The sequence below is a fragment of the Candidatus Symbiopectobacterium sp. NZEC151 genome, assembly GCF_025962655.1.
Classification (GTDB): Bacteria; Pseudomonadota; Gammaproteobacteria; order Enterobacterales; family Enterobacteriaceae; genus Symbiopectobacterium.
The window spans coordinates 1,507,501-1,528,610 of record NZ_JAGFPE010000001.1; the positions used below are offsets into that span (position 1 = coordinate 1,507,501).

16 protein-coding genes are annotated in these 21,110 nt (G+C 54.1%); 10 read left to right on the forward strand and 6 right to left on the reverse strand.

Translation table 11 applies throughout. The features are described from left to right. Positions 1-155: 155 nt before the first annotated feature. Positions 156-752: a nucleoside triphosphate pyrophosphatase gene (locus tag J5067_RS06720; RefSeq protein ID WP_264650727.1), complete on the forward strand. Its 597-nt coding sequence runs from the start codon at positions 156-158 to the stop codon at positions 750-752. 157 nt (positions 753-909) lie between these two features. Here the strand turns inward: J5067_RS06720 and rluC are convergent, their stop codons facing one another. Further along, complete coding sequence (gene rluC, locus J5067_RS06725) at positions 910-1,863, reverse strand: 23S rRNA pseudouridine(955/2504/2580) synthase RluC (protein ID WP_264643076.1); 954 nt, start codon at positions 1,861-1,863, stop codon at positions 910-912. A gap of 597 nt (positions 1,864-2,460) precedes the next feature. On the opposite strand from rluC, the gene rne reads away from it, so the two are divergent. Further along, positions 2,461-5,799, forward strand: a complete 3,339-nt coding sequence (gene rne / locus J5067_RS06730) for a ribonuclease E (RefSeq protein ID WP_264650728.1) — start codon at positions 2,461-2,463, stop codon at positions 5,797-5,799. Between the two features lie 72 nt (positions 5,800-5,871). Here rne and J5067_RS06735 read toward each other — a convergent pair whose 3' ends face one another. After that, complete coding sequence (locus J5067_RS06735) at positions 5,872-6,159, reverse strand: putative quinol monooxygenase (protein ID WP_264650729.1); 288 nt, start codon at positions 6,157-6,159, stop codon at positions 5,872-5,874. Between the two features lie 249 nt (positions 6,160-6,408). Here J5067_RS06735 and pyrC point away from each other — a divergent pair, with 249 nt between their 5' ends. The 4 genes from pyrC (at position 6,409) to bssS (ending at position 8,632) form a co-directional block, all read left to right on the forward strand. After that, entirely contained in the window at positions 6,409-7,452 is a 1,044-nt protein-coding gene (gene pyrC, locus J5067_RS06740) for a dihydroorotase (protein ID WP_264643079.1), read from the forward strand. Positions 7,453-7,594: 142 nt separating this feature from the next. Continuing rightward, positions 7,595-7,834 carry a DNA damage-inducible protein I gene (gene dinI, locus J5067_RS06745; RefSeq protein ID WP_264624041.1) on the forward strand — a complete coding sequence of 80 codons (240 nt, stop codon included), beginning with the start codon at positions 7,595-7,597 and terminating at the stop codon, positions 7,832-7,834. Between the two features lie 88 nt (positions 7,835-7,922). After that, positions 7,923-8,180 carry a hypothetical protein gene (locus tag J5067_RS06750; protein WP_264643752.1) on the forward strand — a complete coding sequence of 86 codons (258 nt, stop codon included), beginning with the start codon at positions 7,923-7,925 and terminating at the stop codon, positions 8,178-8,180. Positions 8,181-8,377: 197 nt separating this feature from the next. Then, positions 8,378-8,632, forward strand: a complete 255-nt coding sequence (gene bssS, locus J5067_RS06755; protein ID WP_264624042.1) for a biofilm formation regulator BssS — start codon at positions 8,378-8,380, stop codon at positions 8,630-8,632. A gap of 111 nt (positions 8,633-8,743) precedes the next feature. Here bssS and J5067_RS06760 read toward each other — a convergent pair whose 3' ends face one another. Then, on the reverse strand, positions 8,744-9,814 hold the full coding sequence (locus J5067_RS06760; RefSeq protein WP_264650730.1) for a rhodanese-related sulfurtransferase: 1,071 nt from the start codon (positions 9,812-9,814) through the stop codon (positions 8,744-8,746). 198 nt (positions 9,815-10,012) lie between these two features. Here J5067_RS06760 and J5067_RS06765 point away from each other — a divergent pair, with 198 nt between their 5' ends. Beyond that, positions 10,013-11,107 (forward strand): NADH:flavin oxidoreductase/NADH oxidase, encoded by a 1,095-nt coding sequence (locus tag J5067_RS06765; RefSeq protein WP_264650731.1) that lies wholly within the window; start codon positions 10,013-10,015, stop codon positions 11,105-11,107. A 288-nt stretch (positions 11,108-11,395) separates the two neighbouring features. Then, on the forward strand, positions 11,396-12,316 hold the full coding sequence (locus tag J5067_RS06770; protein WP_264650732.1) for a Kdo(2)-lipid IV(A) acyltransferase: 921 nt from the start codon (positions 11,396-11,398) through the stop codon (positions 12,314-12,316). Between the two features lie 88 nt (positions 12,317-12,404). Here the strand turns inward: J5067_RS06770 and mdoH are convergent, their stop codons facing one another. Beyond that, positions 12,405-14,945: a glucans biosynthesis glucosyltransferase MdoH gene (mdoH, locus tag J5067_RS06775; protein ID WP_264643083.1), complete on the reverse strand. Its 2,541-nt coding sequence runs from the start codon at positions 14,943-14,945 to the stop codon at positions 12,405-12,407. Next, positions 14,938-16,473, reverse strand: coding sequence for a glucan biosynthesis protein G (locus J5067_RS06780; RefSeq protein WP_264643753.1), 1,536 nt, complete (start codon positions 16,471-16,473; stop codon positions 14,938-14,940). The genes mdoH and J5067_RS06780 overlap by 8 nt, the downstream gene beginning before the upstream one ends. 535 nt (positions 16,474-17,008) lie before the next feature. Here J5067_RS06780 and J5067_RS06785 point away from each other — a divergent pair. Both J5067_RS06785 and J5067_RS06790 read left to right on the forward strand, forming a co-directional pair. Continuing rightward, the gene (locus J5067_RS06785; protein ID WP_264650733.1) at positions 17,009-17,383 is read left to right on the forward strand and encodes a DUF2946 domain-containing protein; all 375 of its coding nucleotides are present in this window, start codon (positions 17,009-17,011) and stop codon (positions 17,381-17,383) included. A 106-nt stretch (positions 17,384-17,489) separates the two neighbouring features. Continuing rightward, positions 17,490-18,911, forward strand: a complete 1,422-nt coding sequence (locus J5067_RS06790) for a PepSY domain-containing protein (protein ID WP_264650734.1) — start codon at positions 17,490-17,492, stop codon at positions 18,909-18,911. A gap of 54 nt (positions 18,912-18,965) precedes the next feature. Here J5067_RS06790 and J5067_RS06795 read toward each other — a convergent pair whose 3' ends face one another. Further along, entirely contained in the window at positions 18,966-20,567 is a 1,602-nt protein-coding gene (locus J5067_RS06795) for a methyl-accepting chemotaxis protein (RefSeq protein ID WP_264650735.1), read from the reverse strand. Positions 20,568-21,110 lie beyond the last annotated feature (543 nt).

Here is a 21,110-nt window from a genome sequence, read left to right on the forward strand (position 1 = left end):
GCGCGCATATTAACGTCGTAACGACATAGAGTCAAAGAAAAAGGCTGCGTTGTCTCACTATTTTATCAAGATTCGCATTCGCCCAGATTCGCTTTCTCAGCGGCGCACAGTGTAAAATGCCTTTTTTGATTACGCTACGGTTTATCGTAAAAATTATGTCTCAGATAGTGCTCGCCTCTACCTCTCCTTACCGTAAAAGCCTGCTCGACAAGCTGGGACTGCCGTTTCAGTGTGCCAATCCCGATATTGATGAAACCCCACGTGCACAAGAAAGCGCCGTCGCGCTGGTTGAGCGATTAGCACGGGAAAAAGCGCAGGCACTGGCGAGCCGCTACCCCGCACACCTGATTATCGGCGGCGATCAAGTCTGCGTGCTTAACGGTGTCATTACAGGAAAGCCGCTGATAGCGGAGAAGGCGGCGCAGCAGTTGCGTCAGGCCAGCGGCAACCGCGTCACCTTTTATACCGGTTTGGCGCTGCTCAACAGCGCCAGTGGCGTGCTGCAATCGCAGGTCGAGCCCTTTGACGTGCATTTTCGTGCGCTGAGTGAAGAAGACATTGCTGCCTATCTGACGCGGGAGCAGCCCTGGCATTGCGCAGGCAGTTTCAAAAGTGAAGGATTGGGCATCGCCCTGTTTGATAAACTTTCCGGACGCGACCCGAATACGCTGGTTGGCCTGCCGTTAATTGCGCTGTGCGAGATGCTGCGCCGCGAAGGCGTCAATCCGCTAACGCTGACCGGGTTAGGGTAACCTACATGCCTGTGTTTCCCGGCGAATCACGACGAGGGGCGCTCCGGCGGCTTACGCCGCTACGACCCCATCGCCGCACTTCGCCTAACAACGGACTTTGTCATCCGTCTGAGGCCAACACCACGCTGACGTTTTTAATTACTAAACAGCACTGATGCTATTTCTGCTGCCGCAACACCTGCAAGCAGTGGCGTAACGCCGCATCGAGCGGTGCTTCGATACGCATCGTCTCGCCGGTACCGGGATGTTCAAAAGTCAACGACTGCGCGTGCAAGAACAAACGCGACAGCCCGGTGGCAGCCAGTTGCCGGTCAAATTCTCTGTCGCCATAGCGATCATCGAACGCAATGGGATGGCCTGCGTGCAGCGTATGCACACGGATCTGATGGGTGCGTCCCGTCACCGGGCTGGCGCGCACCAGCGTCGCCTGCTCAAAGCGTTCTTCCACCTTGAAACGGGTTTCCGAAGGTTTGCCTTCACTACTGACGCGCACCACGCGCTCGCCGCTTTGCAAAATATTCTTCAATAGCGGTGCCTGCACCGCTTTGCAGTGGGATTGCCACTGACCGCGTACCAGCGCCAGATAATTTTTCTGCATTCCCTTAAGCCGCAGCTGCTCGTGCAGCGCACGCAGCGCCGAGCGTTTTTTCGCGATGAGCAATACGCCGGACGTATCGCGATCGAGCCGGTGCACCAATTCCAGAAAGCGCGCTTCAGGCCGCAGTGCACGCAGCCCTTCAATGACGCCGAAGCTTAGCCCGCTGCCACCGTGTACCGCCGTGCCGGAAGGCTTATTGAGCACGATCAGGCTGTCATCTTCATACAGAATGCAATTGGCCAACGCGGCAACCTTACCGAGGCTGGCAGACACCGCAGGCTCGTCGCGCTCCGCTACGCGCACGGGAGGAACGCGCACCACATCGCCATCCTGTAGCTTATATTCCGGCTTGACACGTTTTTTGTTCACACGCACTTCGCCTTTACGCAAGATGCGGTAAATCATGCTTTTCGGCACGCCTTTGAGCCGCGCGAGCAAAAAGTTGTCGATACGCTGCCCTGCTTCATCGGCAGAAACTGCGATAAATTGTACTGATGGATTCTCTGTTTTCATGATGCGCGATTCTAAATAGCCCGTGCAGATAGCGCCACTTCTTTTTATGTGCTTAACTGTCTGTCAGGTACTTAATGGGCTGTTGCACAGAGATTGGGCCAACTGATTGCCATCGAGCTTGCGGACTTCAGACATAGTGTTCGTGCGTTTGATAAAAATCAGGACAACAATCTTGTTGCACATCCGTAAAGTCACCTTGCTATAACAGTACCAGCAATGGAATAATGCAGTGGTTTTACCCGCCTATCTTCCTGAAACAGTGGAAAGGGCAAAATAGGTAAATTTGCCTGATAACGTATAAACGCGGCAATGGCGTAAGACGTAATGCGGAATCAAGCAGTTAGCGGGCTGCGGATGGCAGCTTGGCCGGTAAATGGAATCAGATCTGGTGACCCTTCTTCAGAAGCTGTTCCCTCAATAAATGTGCTGTTTTCCACCAGGAAATACAGGCTACCGAAATATGCGCCTCTATGCAGGCGACAACCGGGAGGTTGACGTCCCTGCGATAAGCCACGAGGCCATCGGTGAACCCGGTCATTCAGCATCTTTGTCCGTAGCTCTATCAATGATGCAAGTAAAAATAACGAGTAAGTTAAGATGAAAAGAATGTTAATTAACGCAACTCAGCAAGAAGAGTTGCGTGTTGCTTTGGTTGATGGTCAACGGCTCTACGATCTGGATATTGAAAGCCCAGGTCATGAGCAGAAAAAGGCCAATATCTATAAAGGAAAAATCACCCGCATCGAACCCAGTCTTGAAGCTGCTTTTGTCGATTACGGCGCTGAAAGACACGGTTTCCTTCCCTTAAAAGAGATCGCTCGCGAATACTTCCCCAGTAACTACTCCTCACATGGTCGTCCCAACATCAAAGATGTGTTGCGCGAAGGTCAGGAAGTGATTGTTCAGGTGGACAAAGAAGAGCGTGGCAACAAGGGCGCAGCGCTGACCACCTTTATCAGTCTGGCGGGCAGCTATCTGGTGTTGATGCCGAACAACCCGCGCGCGGGTGGCATTTCTCGTCGCATCGAAGGCGACGATCGCACCGAACTGAAAGAAGCACTGAGCTCGCTCGAACTGCCTGATGGCATGGGGCTCATCGTGCGTACTGCGGGTGTCGGCAAATCCGCCGATGCGCTTCAGTGGGATCTGGCGTTTCGTCTGAAACACTGGGATGCCATCCAAAAAGCGGCGGAAGGTCGCCCTGCTCCCTTCCTGATTCATCAGGAAAGCAATGTGATCGTGCGTGCATTCCGCGACTACCTGCGCCCGGATATCGGTGAAATCCTTATCGATAACCCCAAAATCCTCGACCTTGCCAAAGAGCATATCTCTGCCCTGGGCCGTCCGGATTTCAGCAGCAAAATCAAATTGTACAGCGGTGAAATTCCGTTGTTCAGCCACTATCAGATCGAATCGCAAATTGAATCCGCCTTCCAGCGCGAAGTGCGTTTGCCTTCTGGCGGCTCCATTGTCATCGATACCACCGAAGCGTTGACGGCGATCGATATCAACTCGGCCCGCGCAACGCGCGGCGGCGATATCGAAGAAACCGCCTTCAACACCAACCTCGAAGCGGCTGATGAAATCGCCCGCCAGTTGCGTCTGCGCGACCTCGGTGGCTTGATTGTCATCGACTTTATCGATATGACCCCGGTTCGTCACCAGCGTGAAGTGGAAAACCGACTGCGCGATGCCGTTCGTCAGGATCGTGCCCGTATTCAGATTGGTCGCATCTCCCGCTTCGGCCTGCTGGAAATGTCCCGTCAACGGTTGAGCCCGTCGCTGGGTGAATCCAGTCATCACGTCTGCCCTCGCTGTAGCGGGACGGGTACTATCCGTGATAACGAATCCCTGTCGCTCTCTATCCTGCGTCTGATTGAAGAAGAAGCACTGAAAGAGAACACCCGGGAAGTTCACGCTATCGTGCCGGTGCCTATCGCGTCTTATCTGCTGAACGAAAAACGCGAAGCCGTGAATGCGATTGAAAAACGTCAGGGTGGCGTGCGCGCTGTAATCGTGCCGCACGATGGCATGCAAACGCCGCACTACCATGTTATGCGCGTGCGTAAAGGTGAAGAAAAAACCACGCTCAGCTATCTGCTGCCACAGCGCCTTGATGCCGAGGCACAACAGGTTCAGGAAGAGCAATCCCTGGAGCGCAAGGTTCCTGAGCAACCGGCCCTGGCCACGTTCACCATGTCTGACCTGCCTGAATCGCCGGTAATCACACCGAAGCCGACCGTTCAAACCGCACCAGAGCAAGCCGCTGCGCCTGCAACACCTGGGCTGTTTGGTCGTCTGTTCGGCGCGTTGAAAAACGTGTTTGCCAGCGCTGAAAGCCAACCGGAAAGCACCGACACGCAAGAGCCTGCCTCAACGGAGCAGCGTCAGGAGCGCCGTTCTGGTCGTCGTCAAGGTTCAAACAACCGTCGCGATCGTAATCAACGTGATGGTGCCCGTGACAGCCGTGATGGTCGTGATGGCAACAAGGAAAACCGTGACGGTAACCGCGAATCACGGGATGAGAACCGTCGCAACAAACGTCAGAATGCCCCAGCAGCGGTGGCGGAAACTGTCGCCCCCGTTGAAGAAGCAGTTGAAAAAGCGCCGCGTGACGATCAGCAGCGCCGTGAACAGCGCGCTGAGCGCCAACGTCGTCGTCAGGATGAAAAACGTCAAGCCCAGCAAGATGTTAAAGTCCTGAACCGTGATGAAGAAAACACGCAGGAAGAGAGTGAACAGGAGAAACCGACGCCGGTCATGCCGCGCCGTCAGCGCCGCCAGTTAACTCAGAAAGTGCGTATCATTGACGGTGACGCAGTACAGGCTGATAGCCAGGTTGAAGCATCAACATTGCCTGCACCAGTGGCAGAACACGCCCTGCCGCTGTTGACGGACGCCACGGCAAACCCGCCAGTGGAGACCGAAACCAACGCAGAGCAGGCAGATGCGGGCCGTAATGATGCCAATATGCCACGTCGCTCGCGCCGTTCACCGCGTCATCTGCGCGTGAGTGGTCAACGTCGTCGTCGCTATCGTGATGAGCGTTATCCGACACAATCACCAATGCCGTTGGCGCAGGCTTCTGCTTCGCCGGAAATGGCGTCCGGTAAAGTGTGGATCCGCTATCCGGTGGCTGCGCTGGCGCAAAACGACGAACTGTCAACCGAGCTGGCACCGGCCGTAGAAGCACCGATTGCCGCACTGCCGGTCATCGCTGCACTTGAGGCGGAAGCACAACCTGTCGCGACACCAGTGACGGACGACGTCATTGCACCGCCTGTCGCCGACACCGTCAGCACCGCGCCTGTCGCACCTGAACATGTCGCACCTGAACATGTCGCACCTGAACATGTCGCACAAGACACCGTCGAAGCACCAGCTACCGTTGAACCGGCCGGAGTCCCAGACGCGGTAGAAACAACAGAACCTGTTGATGTCGCTGTCGCGGAAACCGCCTCAGTGCCGAGCCCTGTTGTTGCAGAACAACCGGTGGTGGCACCAACGGTAAGCGCAGCAAGCGCTGAGCAGGAAGCTGTCGAAGCTGTCGAGCAACATACCGCAGTAGCGGAGGTTTCTCTGGCAACGGAAGAAACCGCACCAGCGGTTGAAGCGGTTGAAGCGCCTGTCACCACAGCCGACGCGATTGAGACCGTTGCACCCGTTGCCGCTGTCGAGACCGCACCGCAGGTGGCAGAACCCGCTGTTCCGACCACGGTTCGTGCGGTACAGCCGTTACGCGGCGCGGCTAAACAGCAGCACGCTGCCTCCGCGCCGATGACCAAAGCGCCTGCGCCAGCCTATGAGGTGGAAGCACCGCGCCACAGCGACTGGGTACGCCCGACCACCGAGTTCGCCGGTAAAGGCAGCGCGGGGGGTCACTCTGCCGTTAATCATGCAACAGCAGCAGCGGCAAAACCCGCCTCGTTTGAGTAAATACGCCGTTCAGGCACAAAAAACCCCTCTTCGGAGGGGTTTTTTTTATATCCACATTGAAAGCACCGCCGCTTACACCAGCGCGCGCAGCGGGGTAATCACCATACCCAGCGTTTTGCCTTCCAACTCGGCCACCAGTTGCTGAAAGTGCGGGGTTGCTTCGTGCTCCGTCAACACGTCACGACTTTCCCAGCGTTCAAAAAAGACGAAGGTATCCGGCGCTTCCAATGATTCATGCAGATCGTATTGCAGGTTTCCCGCTTCGGCACGGCTGGGTGCCACTACCTTTTTCACCGCTTGTGCGACGGCATCGACGTGCTCTGGTTTGGCCTGAATAGTGGCGACAATGCGCAATTCCATATGTTGCTCCTGTTAGTTATCCCAACGGGCCTTGAATGGCCTGGCTGAGAAATTAGCGATGGGACTTACCATACGCTACTCTTTCCCTCCCGTGTACCTTGCAGCGCCGTGGTTAGCACAGAACGCCACTCACCTCGAATAAGGGTTCGCCAGCAACAAACGGGTGCATTCCCCGCACTTTGCGCTTATGCTTGTGTCCCGCCGTATCTGCTCGTGACATTTAGCATTTAGCCCGCTGGAGCATTTTCCATGACAACACTGTCTACCGTTTTAAAAATTCGCCGTCCTGATGACTGGCATCTTCACCTGCGCGACGATGACGTACTCGCCACCGTGTTGCCGTTTACCAGTCGTCATTTTGGTCGCGCGATTGTGATGCCCAACCTGACACCGCCAGTGACCAGCATTGCCAGTGCGCTGGCCTATCGCGAACGAATTCTTGCCGCGATCCCGGCGGGTGACAATTTTCAACCGTTGATGACCTGCTATCTGACAGACTCGTTGGACGCGAAAGAAGTCGTTTCCGGCTTCCAACAAGGGGTATTTACCGCCGCCAAGCTCTATCCGGCGAATGCGACGACCAACTCCAGTTTTGGTGTTACCGATGTCGCCAATCTCTACCCGATCCTCGAACAGATGGCAGATATCGGCATGCCGCTGCTGATTCACGGCGAAGTGACCGATCCGGCGATCGATATTTTCGACCGTGAGGCCCGTTTTATCGAATCGGTGATGGAGCCGCTGCGCAAACGCTTCCCTACGCTGAAAATCGTGTTTGAACACATCACGACCCGTGAAGCCGCGCAGTACGTGTTGGACGGCGATCGCTATCTGGGCGCTACCGTGACGCCGCAACACCTGATGTTTAACCGCAACCACATGCTGGTAGGCGGGGTACGGCCTCACTTGTATTGCCTGCCGATTCTGAAACGCAATATTCATCAACAGGCACTGCGCGATGCAGTCGCCAGCGGTTCTGACCGTTTCTTCCTCGGTACGGATTCTGCCCCCCATGCACGCCACAAGAAAGAAGCAAGTTGCGGCTGTGCCGGGGTATTTAACGCGCAGGCCGCGCTCTGTGCCTATGCAACCGTATTTGAAGAGATTGGCGCACTGGATAAGTTAGAAGCGTTCTGCTCGCTTAATGGGCCCGCCTTTTATGGTTTGCCAATCAATGAGGACTGGATTGAACTGCATAAGGCTGCCACGACCTTCCCGGAAAGCATCGCGTTGGGTGATGATGCGCTGGTGCCCTTCCTTGCAGGCCAAACCCTGAACTGGCAAGTACGTTAATCTCTCCGCCAGCGCGCTGCACACTCGCGGCGCACTGGCTGTTACCGACCGTTGCATTTCACCGCCCAAATATTTATTTCAACCGTATTGCCCTCCCTCACCTTTAACTGTATAAATAACCAGTCAATTAAAGGAGAGTATCATGCGCGTAGAACTCACATTAGCCAAATCAGCCCCCTTACCCGCTGGCGCCATTGAAGCCTTGACGCACGAATTGACCCAGCGCGTACACCGCCATTATCCCGATAGCGCCATTCAGGTGCGTTACGCCGCGGCCAACAATCTGAGCGTGTTGGGCGGCAACAAGGATGATAAAGCGTTAATTTCCGAAATCCTCCAGGAAACCTGGGAGAGTGCCGACGATTGGTTTAGTGCGGAATAATCACTGGCATTAATAATCGAGACCTTCTATTTTATCCTTGTAGTCTTCACACTAGCCGGTAAATGGTCGATGACGGAGGGACATGACAATGACGGTAGAGAAACCAGAACAAGCCATGACGTTCGGCGAATTATTAGCGCTGATTGGTGACCAGCAGCATAAGATTGATGCGTTGGAACTGGCGTTTTCCTCCCTGGCATTTGCATTGGATGAAAGAACGGCACAGCTGTTGCTGCATAATTTGAAATTGGAATCACACAACGAACATCGCTCAGAACAGACCAAAAAACATCTGGCGTTGCTTATTGCCGTGTTTGAAAAACATGCTGGTATCAGCGCCGAATAGCCCGTTTTGCCCCCGCTTAACTGATATCCCCCTGAATATAGGGGATATCATATCCAGAAATTTTTCTTTGCAAAAAGAGTCAAAATAACTCACCTGTTGTACAAAAGTCACAGTATACTTAAGTTGCTCTTGTCAATAAGGAGCCGCCCAAGCCTCGTTAGTCACTCATGTTAGTAACTAGTCAATAAGGGGTATGTATGGACAGAAAAAATGAAGTTATTCAGACACATCCTCTTGTAGGATGGGATATCAGCACCGTTGACAGTTATGACGCCATGATGATCCGTTTGCATTATTTAACCACCCCAGACCAGGCACCCGCAGACGCAAACGTAGGCCGAACCTTGTGGCTTACTACCGATGTAGCACGGCAACTTATTTATATTCTTGAAGCGGGTATCGCTAAGATTGAGTCGACAGATTTTCAGCCACAAGATTTACTTAAGCACTAGTCTACCGATTTCACAGTAACCGATTATCCCTCAACGACACCGCCTGATGGCGGTGTCGTCATATTCAGCGCGCTTAAGTTTCCCGATTAGCCGCGCCCCTTAAATATCCTGTCACTGTTCACTGCCGCCGCTTTCGTCAGGCGCGGGGATACGCAACGACCCTCTAAGCCGATCGCGTGATTTATTAAAAATCTTCATGCTGGTTTCCCGTCCACGACGTCGCTCACGCTGCTGTTCCAGCGGCAACGCCAACTCACTCTGGCAGGCATCGCTACAACAGCCCTGATAGGCCGCCTGACAGCGCGGACACTGAATAAACAACAAGTGACACCCTGCATTGCGGCAGTTGGTGTGGGTATCGCACGGTTCGCCACATTGATGGCAGTGGGCGATAACATCGTCGGTGATGCGTTCCCCCATGCGTTCATCGAAAACAAAGTTTTTACCCCTGAATTTCACCGGTAAGCCCTGAGCCTTGGCCTGACGGGTGTATTCAATGATGCCACCTTCCACATGGTAAACATTCTTGAAGCCCTGATGGCGCATATAGGCGCTGGCCTTTTCACAGCGAATGCCGCCGGTGCAATACATCACGATATTTTTGTCCCGCGCATCAGCCAGCATTTCTGCTGCCATCGGCAATTGCTCACGGAAGGTATCGGAAGGCACTTCGAGCGCATTTTCAAAATGCCCCACTTCATATTCGTAATGATTACGCATATCGACAAACAGCGTGTCCGGATCGTCCGCCATGGCGTTAACCGCCTCGGCTTTCAGGTAGGAGCCAACATCGCTGGGGTTGAAGGTCGGATCGTCGATGCCATCCGCGACAATGCGATCGCGCACTTTCATGCGCAGCACCCAAAAGGATTTTCCGTCATCATCCAGTGCCACATTCAGCCGGATGCTGTCCAATGCCGGGTGCGCGCCGTACAGCGCCGCTTTGAAGTCGTCGAAGCGACTGGCGGGCACGCTTACCTGCGCATTGATACCTTCAGCCGCCACATAGACACGGCCAAATACCTGACATTGCAGAAATTGCAGGTAAAGGTTATCGCGAAACGCTTGTGCATCATCAAGCGAAAAATATTTGTAAAAGGAAACTGTGGTGCGCGGCTCGGTTTCCGCGAGCATACGCGCTTTCAGTTCCTCATTGGAAACACGGTTGTGTAACACTGGCATGGTGTACGTTCCTGTCTTCAGCGAGGGTTAACCAGATTATAACGTTACGGCGACATGTGCGTAACGCGCGGGATTATAGCCGATTGCGGCGATTACGCCAGAGGAGGTATTTGTGCGGCATGGAGAAAATCGTCGACACGGCAAAAATATCTCGGCGTATGATGGTTTATTCGCTTTTTCTCGGATAAGGAAACCACCATGAGTCGGCTATTTACCCCACTCGCGCTAGGCCCCGTCACATTGCCCAACCGCATTATCATTGCTCCCATGTGTCAGTATGCGGCCCAGAACGGTCTGGCAACCCCATGGCATACCATGCATTTAGGTAATCTGTCCCATTCAGGCGCCGGGTTGCTGATCATTGAAGCGACAGCGGTTGTACCTGAAGGCCGTATATCTCCTCAGGATTTAGGGCTGTGGAATGATGAAACCGAGCAGGCACTCGCCACCGCAATCAACGCCGTTAAAGCCTACTCCGCCATGCCACTCGGCATTCAATTGGGCCACGCCGGGCGCAAAGCCTCCACCGCAGTACCGTGGCAAGGGCGGGCTCGCGTGAGTGAACAGCAAGGAGGCTGGCTGCCTGTTGCCCCTTCGGCCCTGCCTTATGACGATAATGAAACTGCACCAACGGCGATGTCGGCCCAGCAGATCGCGGATGTCGTCGCAGCCTTTGCCAATGCCGCTCAGCGCGCCGATCGCATCGGATTTGATGTGTTTGAAATCCATGCCGCACACGGCTATTTGCTGCATCAATTTCTGTCACCGTTGTCGAATGCGCGTGACGATCGCTATGGCGGGGATTTGAATAACCGTATGCGTCTGGTACTTGAGGTTTTCCGCGCGGTACGTGAGGTTATCCCCGCGCACAAAGCCGTTGGCGTGCGCATTTCCGCCACCGATGGAGTGGAAGGCGGATGGGATCTCGAGCAGTCTGTTGCGCTCAGCCACGCGCTGCACGCTGCTGGCTGCGATTTTATGCATGTCTCAAGCGGCGGGCTCTCTCCGGCACAGCGTATTCAGCCAGGACCCAACTATCAGGTCAGCTATGCTGAGCGCATCAAGCGTGAGGTGGGGATCACCACCATCGCAGTTGGTCTCATCACAGAGGCCGAGCAGGCTGAAGCGATTGTGGCGACAGGTCAGGCGGATGCTATCGGCATCGCGCGCGCTGTGCTCTATAACCCGCGCTGGCCATGGCATGCGGCCGCACGCCTGGGCGCACAAGTATCAACGCCGCCGCAATTCTGGCGTAGTGAACCGCATCACATTAAAAATCTGTTCCAACATTGAGTATTCCCCCTCCCAGCCTTAAACGGGAGGGGTCTCTTCAGCACAGACATCCCACCAAAGGTTAAACATCATTATTCTTCGATGCTAAGATAAAAGATGGATATTGATCATTGGGGTATTCCACATAGCCTTATGCAGGGTTAGCCTTCCAGTGCCGGAACGCTTTCCCGCATCATTATTACGATTGATGATGCACCGCACCACATTAGACACTATCACCTGGTGTGACTGACTTCTTTTAACAGCAAGCGCGTATAACTGCGCCTGCATTTTTTGATACTGGAACTCATGACACAACTCCCATCATTCACGCGTTCATTATTACACCCTCGTTACTGGCTGACCTGGCTGGGGATCGCCACCCTCTATCTTGCCGTCTTACTGCCTTACCCGGTTATCTATCGTCTCGGCACCGCGCTAGGCCGTATCGCCATGCGCGTGATGAAGCACCGCGTGCACATCGCCGATCGCAATCTGGCACTCTGTTTTCCTGAGATGACCGAGCACGCGCGCGCCGCGTTGTTGCGTAAAAACTTTGAATCCGTGGGCATGGGGCTTTTAGAAACCGGCATGGCCTGGTTTTGGCCAGACTGGCGCATCGCCCGCTGGTTCACCGTCACTGGCCTTGAGCATCTGCGACCGCTGCGTGCAGAAAAACGTGGCGTACTGTTGATTGGCTTGCACTTTCTTACGCTGGAACTGGGGGCACGTATTTTCGGCATGCATAACCCAGGGATCGGCGTTTACCGACCCAATGACAATAAACTGATTGACTGGTTGCAAACCTGGGGCCGCATGCGCTCAAACAAGACCATGTTGGATCGCAAAGATCTCAAGGGCATGATCCGCGCCCTCAAGCAGGGGGAGATTATTTGGTATGCCCCCGACCATGACTATGGTCCGCGCAGCAGCGTGTTTGTTCCCTTTTTTGCCATGGAGAACGCAGCCACCACCAGCGGGAGTTATTTGTTGGCAAAAGTGGCCAAACCCGCCATTGTGCCGTTTGTCCCTCGGCGGCGAGAGGGTGGAAAAGGCTATGAATTGATCATCCAGCCCGCCGAATTTAGCGTACCGTTAGAGGATGAAACCACAACAGCCACCTGGATGAACACGCTGGTAGAACAGAATGTGCTGCTGGCCCCCGACCAATATATGTGGCTACATCGCCGCTTTAAGACGCGTCCGGAAGGCGAACCTGCGCTGTATTAAATCGCCAGACATTACCGGCAGTGCAATAAAAAAACAGCGGCATAGCCGCTGTTTTTTATGGGTAAAACACGCCGTTACGGTAAAACCGTCAGGACTCCAACGCACGGTAGCGCTGATGCCAGGCGGCAAACTGCTGCGGGTTGTGCCACACCGCATAGTGCAATCGGGAGATCGTTACGGGATCGCTCAGCAGCACCAGACGTTGATTGTCGCTCAGCGCATCCAGATCCTGTTTCAACGCATCCGCCACGCGCTGGGCTCGGCCCTGCTCAACCGCACGGCTAAAGCCATGACGCGCCGTTGCCATTGCACTCGCCAACGCATTGAGCGAAGGATCGAAGACAGCCTGCACGAAACCATTTTCCAATTTACGCGCACGGTTGGCACGGAAATAGGTGTCCGTCGCCACCAGCTCGCGCGGCGGCTCGTACTCTTCCGGAATCAATAGCAGATTAGCACGCTTGCACGCCAACCCAATCGAGGCACGGCTTGACATCACCGACACGAATGGCGACAGGATAAGCGAGAAAACGATCGGCGACAGCCACCACAGGAAACGCAAATCCAGCCAGGCCATGCCAATGGCCCAGACCAGACCCAACACCAGTTGCGAGCCGTGACGCGCAAAGGCTTCGCTCCACGGCGTGGCATCATCATCACGCTGCGGTGATTTCCACTGCACAGACCATCCCAGGAAGGCACTGACCACGAAAACGGTGTGGAACAACATACGCACCGGGGCCAGCAACACCGAAAACAGCATCTCCAGCAGCAGCGACAGGAAAACGCGCACGGCACCACCGTAAGGCTTCGCCCCCTTGGCCCATACCAGAATCACGCTCAGTAATTTTGGCAGGAACAGCAGCACCAACGTGGTCGAGAACAAGGCAATCGCCAATTCAGGACGCCATTGAGGCCATACAGGGAACAGCTGACGCGGTTGAAGGAAGTATTGCGGCTCCATCAGCGTATGCACCACTTGCAGTGCCGTTGACAGTACCAGGAACATGAACCACAGCGGCGCGGAAAGGTAAGACATTACCCCGGTCAGGAACACGGCACGGTGTACCGGGTGCATCCCTTTCACCAGGAACAACCGGAAGTTCATCAGGTTACCGTGACACCAGCGGCGATCGCGCTTAAGTTCATCGAGCAGGTTGGGCGGCAGTTCCTCATAGGAGCCGGGCAGATCGTAGGCAATCCATACTCCCCAACCCGCACGGCGCATCAGTGCTGCTTCAACAAAGTCATGGGATAAAATCGCGCCCGCAAACGAGCCTTCACCGGGCAGCGGCGCCAGCGCACAGTGCTCGATAAACGGTTTCACGCGGATGATGGCGTTATGGCCCCAGTAATGCGACTCGCCCAGTTGCCAGAAATGCAGGCCGGCGGTAAACAACGGCCCGTACACGCGTGTCGCGAACTGCTGGCAGCGTGCATACAGGGTATCCATCCCGGAGGCTTTGGGGGACGACTGGATAATCCCGGCATTGGGGTTGGCTTCCATCAGACGCACCAATTGCGTCAGACATTCACCGCTCATCACGCTGTCGGCATCCAATATCACCATGTAGCTGTATTGGCTGCCCCAACGGCGGCAGAAATCATCGATGTTACCGCTCTTACGTTTCACGCGACGGCGACGTCGGCGATAGAAGATACGGCCAAACCCATCCACTTCACGGCACAGGTCCATCCAGGCTTTCTGCTCTGCAACGCATTTGTCCGGGTCGTTACTGTCACTCAAGACATACAGATCGAAGTGATCGAGCTGTCCGGTGGCCGCTACCGATTCGTAGGTTGCCCGTAATCCGGCGAACACGCGTTCAACGTCTTCGTTACAGATGGGCATGATCAACGCCGTTCTGTGCTCGGGATTGAGTGGCTCATCCCCTACCGTCGTCGACGAAATACTGTATTTGTCTTTGCCGATCAGCAGTTGTAAAAAGCCCATCAGCGCAGTCCAAAAACCGGCCGAGACCCAACAGAACAACACGGCAAACAGCACCAAAATACCGCTTTGCAGGATATAAGGCAGAACCTGCATAAAGGAGCGCAGGAAAGGCTGATTCACCATCGCGAACGGATCGATCAGCGCCCATCCCTGATAAGGCAAAATGGTTTTCATGTACCAGGTGGCGATTGCCGTTTGGAACAATGTCAGGATAAGCAGGGTGTAACGGCGCAGCGTACCCACCATTCTCCAGCGATTCTCGGCAATCTTCTCTTCCGGGCTGGCATGAGGACGGCTCGGTGCCGGGGAGCGCCCCAGCATACTTTCCCACCAGCGCACCAGCGGGTTGGTGCGCCACATATCAGGAAACATCGACGCACGTTTGATCGTGGGCATCGCCTGTAAGGCGGCGCGCCCTTCTTTGTCAGCAGCCACCGGTTTAACCGCCGTCGCCGTATCGGGCCAGGCGGCATCCAGACGCGCCTTAACGGATTGCAGCGGCGAATCATCTTCCGTCAGCAGCGTCGCAGGGGATTCCCCCTGCGCCAGAGCCCGATGTATGGCAGAGGGATTTTCACGCTCAGCCTGAGGCAACGCATGCTGCAACGCCTCCGCCGCTTGCGCGGACAGAGGCAATTTCCCGATATAATCAGGGCTCGAGATTAACTTATTCATTGGCAGGTAGCTGATAGCTCCAGGTTTCCGATAACAGCGTTTCGCCGTTCACCAACGCAGCGCGCAGCTCGGTTGGCTGTTTAGGATCTTTCACACGCAGACGCAGTGTCAAACGCCAGCCGCGCGTTACCGGATTATAGCGAACATTGTTCTCAACGATTTCACCGTTGTCGCCAATGCTGACTTGAGAGGTCACAGGCGTCGCCTCTTCCATCTCTTTCATCATCGGACCGGCAAAATCGACCAGGAACGCAACGGTGCCATCCGGTTGGCGAATCAGGTTAGACTGTTTCACATCCCCGGTGGAACGCATGGTGCGCTGAACGTAGGCCAATTCAGGTGAATGCAATTGCTCTTCGTCACGCGTGAAATGCAGGCGATAGCCCACTTCCAGCGGCTTGCCGATTTCAGGCAGCACTTCCGGCGTCCAGAACGCAACGATGTTATCATTGGTTTCATCGGCTGTCGGAATTTCCACCAGTTCGACTTTCCCTTTACCCCACTCGCCCTTGGTTTCAACCCAGCCGCTGGGGCGCAGATCGTAACGGTCATCCAGATCTTCATAGCTGGAGAAGTCACGCCCACGTTGCAGCAGACCGAAGCCTTTCGGGTTTTCAATCGAATAGGTGCTGACCGACAGGTGTTTCGGGTTATTCAGCGGACGCCAAATCCACTCACCGTTGCCCGCGTGAATAGATAAGCCGTTGGAGTCGTGCAGCGCTCCACGGTAGTTCAGCGTCGGTGAAGGCTGGTTCGGCCCAAACAGGAACATACTGGTCAACGGTGCCAGCCCCAGTTTGCCTACGCGAGCGCGCAGGAACACTTTGGCCTGAACGTCAACCACGCTGTCGCGTCCTGGGTAAATGACAAAACGGTATGCGCCCGTGGCACGCGGTGAATCGAGCAGCGCGTAGACCAGCAGGTGCTTATCATTGGGTTTTGGACGTTCGATCCAAAACTCGCGGAAGCGCGGGAACTCTTCCCCGGAGGGTAATGCCGTGTCAATCGCCAGACCGCGAGCAGAAAGGCCGTAAGTCTGCCCTTTGCCAATCACACGGAAATAGCTGGCACCCAGCATGCTGACAATCTCGTCATCCTTGCCAAGCTTATTGATGGGATACAGGATTTTGAAGCCTGCAAAACCGAGATTCTTCACGACCTCTGCATCGTGATTCACCGTACCGAAATCGAAATATTCCGGTGAATAGGCGATCTCGTTAACCTCAGTGGCCGTCACTTCGTTGATTCTCACCGGCGTGTCAAAATACATGCCCTGATGATAGAACTGAATGCGAAACGGCGTTTGCAGGTTATTCCAGTATGACTTCTCCTGGTTAAAACGAATCTGCTGATAATCAGCAAATTTCATATCGCGGAACTGGGCGGGAAGATTGCTCTTCTGCGCTTCATAGCCTTTAGCTGCCAGTTTTTCAGCTTGCGCCGCCACATCATCCAGCGAGAATGCCCAGGCAGGCAACGCAGTGAAAGACAACACAATCGCTGCGGACAGCCAGCGCAGATTCGCCACTCGACGTTCAACCCCAAAATTATTAACCAGCACAGCTCCCCCTGTTCGTGTGCTTAAATCAACTAAAATCCATATTAATGGATAAGTTAACCTTCCGACAACTTGATAAAAGCCCGGTTCATCATGATAGGTCAGCGTTTAAACAACGCAAACTGCAACCCCGATAAATTTCTGTAAAAAATCGAAAATTAGAGTGGATACTCCGTCACCGGTCAGCCGTTGGCAACCCCTTGGGGTTATTTATGCCATCGACGTGATGCTTACCTACAATTCTACCTGTTGCACTGTTAGCAAAACACCCTATTTATGCTGTGGTTGCAGAGAAAACATGCTTCTTTTGTTAACACGGTTACCATGAAGTTTCCTCATGCGCGTTTTTCAAGAATAATCCGAACATTTACGCGCTAGCGCATTAAAAAACTCGGTTGCAACACGGATTGCACCCGTTGGTAACAAAATCGCGTTAAATCAGGTACAGTAGGATGACATATTCAAGCCTGTCCACCTACTTGCATCGACGCTGACTGATTCTCACATGAACACATTGCGCCACAATAAAATCGCCACCACGCTAAGCCTCTTCGCGTTGCTGCTGATTTTTATCGCGCCAATCGTTTCACAGGCGTTAATGCGGCATGATTATACTCCGCCCGCTCATACTCAGCACCATCATTCTCATAGCAAACCGGCAACACCGTCACCGATGTCATCCGGCGTAACCATGGAGCACGACGCTTGTGGTTACTGCGGGCTGTTATCTCATCACCCGGCGCTGTTTCCTGAAAACTCACCGCCGGTTGCTCCACGGTTCGTCCCTCAGTTACCCGCGAATGAACAACATCCACGGCACAAGATTGCCACCGCGTTTTATCGCGCCCATTCGCCTCGCGCACCGCCGACAGTCATATAACACAACCCTAAGCACAAAAATTTGATATTGGATAACGTCCTGTCACAAGACGACGTCTCCTTTTCCTTTATTTTCTTCTTGTTACGATGACAAGGGCTCCCATGCTATGGATACCGTAATCGCTGAAAAAAAGCCCCTCTCTGCGGCGGTAATGGCGCTTTTCTTACGCTTGCATTTCTATATCGGTCTGTTCGTTGGGCCATTTATCTTTGTTGCTGCCCTGACCGGCACGCTGTATGTGCTGACACCACAGATTGAAGAACGTCTGTATACGCAGCAACTGCATGTTGATGTGTCCGGCGCGGCGCAACCGCTCGCCGCACAGATAGCCGCCGCGCAGGCTGCACTGGCTGAGCAGCCCGCAGCCCAATGGCTGGCGATACGCCCTGCGCCCACGCCGCGCGACACCAGCCGTGTGCTGTTTCGCCTCCCAGATTTCGCTCCTTCTGAATACCTCGCCGTGTTTGTTAATCCGAGCACGCTGGCGATACAGGGTCAGTTCAAGGTGTATGGCACATCAGGAATATTGCCGTTGCGAACCTGGCTCGATCGTTTGCATCAGGGGTTGTTTCTCGGTTCCGTTGGCCGCCTCTATAGCGAACTGGCCGCCTCATGGCTGTGGATCGCCGCACTCGGTGGCGTCTATCTGTGGTGGAGAACGCGTATGCCTTCGCGAGTCGCGCCTCGCCGTAAATTGCCGCTCGCAGCCCGCTTGCGCTCTGTGCACAGCACGCTGGGGCTGACGTTACTCGTCGGGATGCTGTTTTTCTCCGCCACCGGGCTGACCTGGTCACAATGGGCGGGCAATAATATCGGCGTATGGCGCAACGCATTGGGTTGGCAAACCCCAGCACTGAATACCGCGCTTATCCACCATCCCGCCACAGCCGCACCGGACGCCCATGCCGAACACCGCGGCGAGGCCATGGTTCATCACTCCGCACCGCCATTGGTATTAGATAACGCCGATAGTGTATTGGCGATAGCACGGCAAGCGGGGATCAGCGCAAATAAACTGGAGATCCGCCCGGCAAAAACCGCACATAACGCCTGGACCGTGACTGAAATTGAGCGGAGGTGGCCGACGCAGGCCGATATGGTTGCCATTAATCCCGACAGCGGTGCTGTCGTCGATTACGTCAGATTCGCCGATTACCCTTTTGCAGCCAAACTGACGCGCTGGGGGATCGATGCCCATATGGGCGTATTGTTCGGATTGCCGAATCAATTGATTCTGGCGGCGTTCGGCCTGGGGCTGTGCGCCCTGATTGCGTGGGGATACCGCCTGTGGTGGCTGCGTCGGCAGCGCCCTGGCGGCCAACCACACCCGGCTAACACCCTTTTCGCCGCGTTCACCGCATTGCCGCTCGCGGTACGCGTACTGGCAGGCAGCATCGCGCTGCTACTGGGCGGGTGTTTACCGGTCATGGGCGGCAGCCTGTTGATATTCTTGTTGATAGACATCGTGCGGTGGCGACGTTATCAAGCAATACAAAACGCGGATGCGCTGCCGCACACAACGCAGTGATTGCTCACGAAGGGAATAACCCGGCTCTGCCGAGGGTGCAGAGCCGGGAGAACCTTATGCGCCGGACATCAAGCGAAGGGTGCCTTGATGCGCTACCGGGTCCTCGTGGTAGCTGCCCAGTTTGAAAATGCTGACCGTGCTGGTCAGCGCCTGAGCTTGCTCTTGCAAAGACAATGCCGCAGCAGCAGATTCTTCAACCAGCGCCGCATTTTGCTGGGTGGTGGTGTCTATCTGCCCCACGGCCAGGTTGATCTGATTAACGCCATCGCTCTGTTCACGGCTTGCCTGAGCAATTTCGGTGACGATGCCGTTAACCCCTTCAACGTTAGTGACCAGTGTTTGCATGGAAACGGCGGTTTTCTCCACCAGAACCATCCCCTGGCGCACCTTTTCTACGGAGCCATCAATCAGCTCTTTAATTTCTTTCGCGGCTGTCGCGCTGCGCTGCGCCAGCGCGCGAACCTCGCTCGCCACCACGGCAAAACCACGTCCCTGCTCGCCGGCACGCGCCGCTTCAACGGCCGCGTTCAGCGCCAGAATATTGGTTTGAAAAGCAATGCTGTCAATCACACCAATGATTTCCGCCATCCGCTGTGAGGATTCACGGATGCCGCGCATTTCGGTGGTGACATCATTCATCAACTCACCGCTCTCGCGTACCGTTTGTGAGCCCTGAGCGGCGAGCTGTGTCGCTTCCGTAGTATTATCTGCGGTGTTTTTAATGGTTGCCGTTAATTGCTCCATTGAGGAGGCCGTTTGCTCCAGCGAACTGGCCTGCTCTTCCGTACGCGCGGACAAATCCTGATTGCCTGCGGCGATCTGGCCTGCGGCACTGGATATACTTTCCGCCCCATCCCGCACCTGGCTGACAATATGGCGTAGGCTGTCATTCATATTCCTCAACGCCTGTAGCAATAAACCGGTTTCATCCTGGCGCGTGACAAGAATATCCGAAGAGAGATCGCCGGTAGACACGCGTTCAGCAATGGACAATGCCTCGTTAAGCGGGTGTGTAACGCTGCGTGTGATGGCGGCAGCCACGATCACGCTCAGTAAAATGGCGGCAAGGATCATGCCCACCAGTAACAAGCGGGTGTTCGTATAGCTTTGCGCCACCTGCTGCTGTGAAACAGACATCTGGTCATCACGGTGGTCAATAAATGCGCTAATGGCAGATTTGTAGGCCTGAATGCTTTTCTCTGTTGCCGTTATAAACTCGTTGCGTGCAGCAGCGGTATCACCGGCGTTGATAAACCCAGAGAATTTGGTGCTGGAGGTATGAAAATCCCCACGGGCCTGATTAATATCCTGCAATATCTCCTGTGAGCGCGTGTCATTGGCGGATTTACGTAACTCTTCCATCAGGGCTGAAACAGTGACCGTTCGCTGCTTCATCGACTCCATCTCTTTTTTGATATCCTGTTCTGATGTCGTCAACAATACGCGTTGTTGGCTAAGTGCATAGCCATTAAGTTCACCAATCAGTTGGTTCCCCTTTACCGTGAGCGGATAGTCACTCGCCACAATTTTGTCTATCTGAGTGTTAAAATCGGCCAGTCGTCCCAATGACACCACGCCAACGACCAACAACATTAATACCAGGAGTGCAAACCCTATTCCTAGACGATATCCAATACGCCAATTTGACAGATTCATATAAATTCCTTTATTCATCTTTACTATAAACGTTGCGGCATGATTGCTGACCGTTTCGTTCAACAGAAGTCTATTCACTGAATAGCGGCATGCGCTATTTATCCCTGTAGATTTGACATCAACACATTGCATCAACCAAAGGATGGCGACACACATGCGAGATAATCGAATATGTTAGCTGCGCGAGTGCGGCATTAAATCTTGCATGAAACCCGTTCATTAGAACAATCCTTGTCATTGTTTAATACGCCGCACCATCAATAAAAAGCCAATAAAATTCATTAAGATAAACACAAATCAACTTTCTGATAGTTACGAAAAAAACCATACTCTCATCCCGGGTATGGCTGTATTCACGCAAATCCAGAGACTTATGTTCAACGGCATATTATACGATTTCTTTACTGATTGAATGAAATTTATATGTCTATTTTTATTTACAAAAGCCACATACCACCATAATCGATCATTATGCACATATTTATCTGTATTCAAGGTAAATTATAGTCGCTGGCCGTGCAGATTCAGCCTTAACAAATTTAA

Coding starts and splice junctions, on each gene's coding strand:
- J5067_RS06720 (WP_264650727.1), top strand. CDS start 156: ATGTCTCAGATAGTGCTCGCCTCTACCTCTCCTTACCGTAAAAGCCTG.
- rluC (WP_264643076.1), bottom strand. CDS start 1,863: ATGAAAACAGAGAATCCATCAGTACAATTTATCGCAGTTTCTGCCGAT.
- rne (WP_264650728.1), top strand. CDS start 2,461: ATGAAAAGAATGTTAATTAACGCAACTCAGCAAGAAGAGTTGCGTGTT.
- J5067_RS06735 (WP_264650729.1), bottom strand. CDS start 6,159: ATGGAATTGCGCATTGTCGCCACTATTCAGGCCAAACCAGAGCACGTC.
- pyrC (WP_264643079.1), top strand. CDS start 6,409: ATGACAACACTGTCTACCGTTTTAAAAATTCGCCGTCCTGATGACTGG.
- dinI (WP_264624041.1), top strand. CDS start 7,595: ATGCGCGTAGAACTCACATTAGCCAAATCAGCCCCCTTACCCGCTGGC.
- J5067_RS06750 (WP_264643752.1), top strand. CDS start 7,923: ATGACGGTAGAGAAACCAGAACAAGCCATGACGTTCGGCGAATTATTA.
- bssS (WP_264624042.1), top strand. CDS start 8,378: ATGGACAGAAAAAATGAAGTTATTCAGACACATCCTCTTGTAGGATGG.
- J5067_RS06760 (WP_264650730.1), bottom strand. CDS start 9,814: ATGCCAGTGTTACACAACCGTGTTTCCAATGAGGAACTGAAAGCGCGT.
- J5067_RS06765 (WP_264650731.1), top strand. CDS start 10,013: ATGAGTCGGCTATTTACCCCACTCGCGCTAGGCCCCGTCACATTGCCC.
- J5067_RS06770 (WP_264650732.1), top strand. CDS start 11,396: ATGACACAACTCCCATCATTCACGCGTTCATTATTACACCCTCGTTAC.
- mdoH (WP_264643083.1), bottom strand. CDS start 14,945: ATGAATAAGTTAATCTCGAGCCCTGATTATATCGGGAAATTGCCTCTG.
- J5067_RS06785 (WP_264650733.1), top strand. CDS start 17,009: ATGAACACATTGCGCCACAATAAAATCGCCACCACGCTAAGCCTCTTC.
- J5067_RS06790 (WP_264650734.1), top strand. CDS start 17,490: ATGGATACCGTAATCGCTGAAAAAAAGCCCCTCTCTGCGGCGGTAATG.
- J5067_RS06795 (WP_264650735.1), bottom strand. CDS start 20,567: ATGAATCTGTCAAATTGGCGTATTGGATATCGTCTAGGAATAGGGTTT.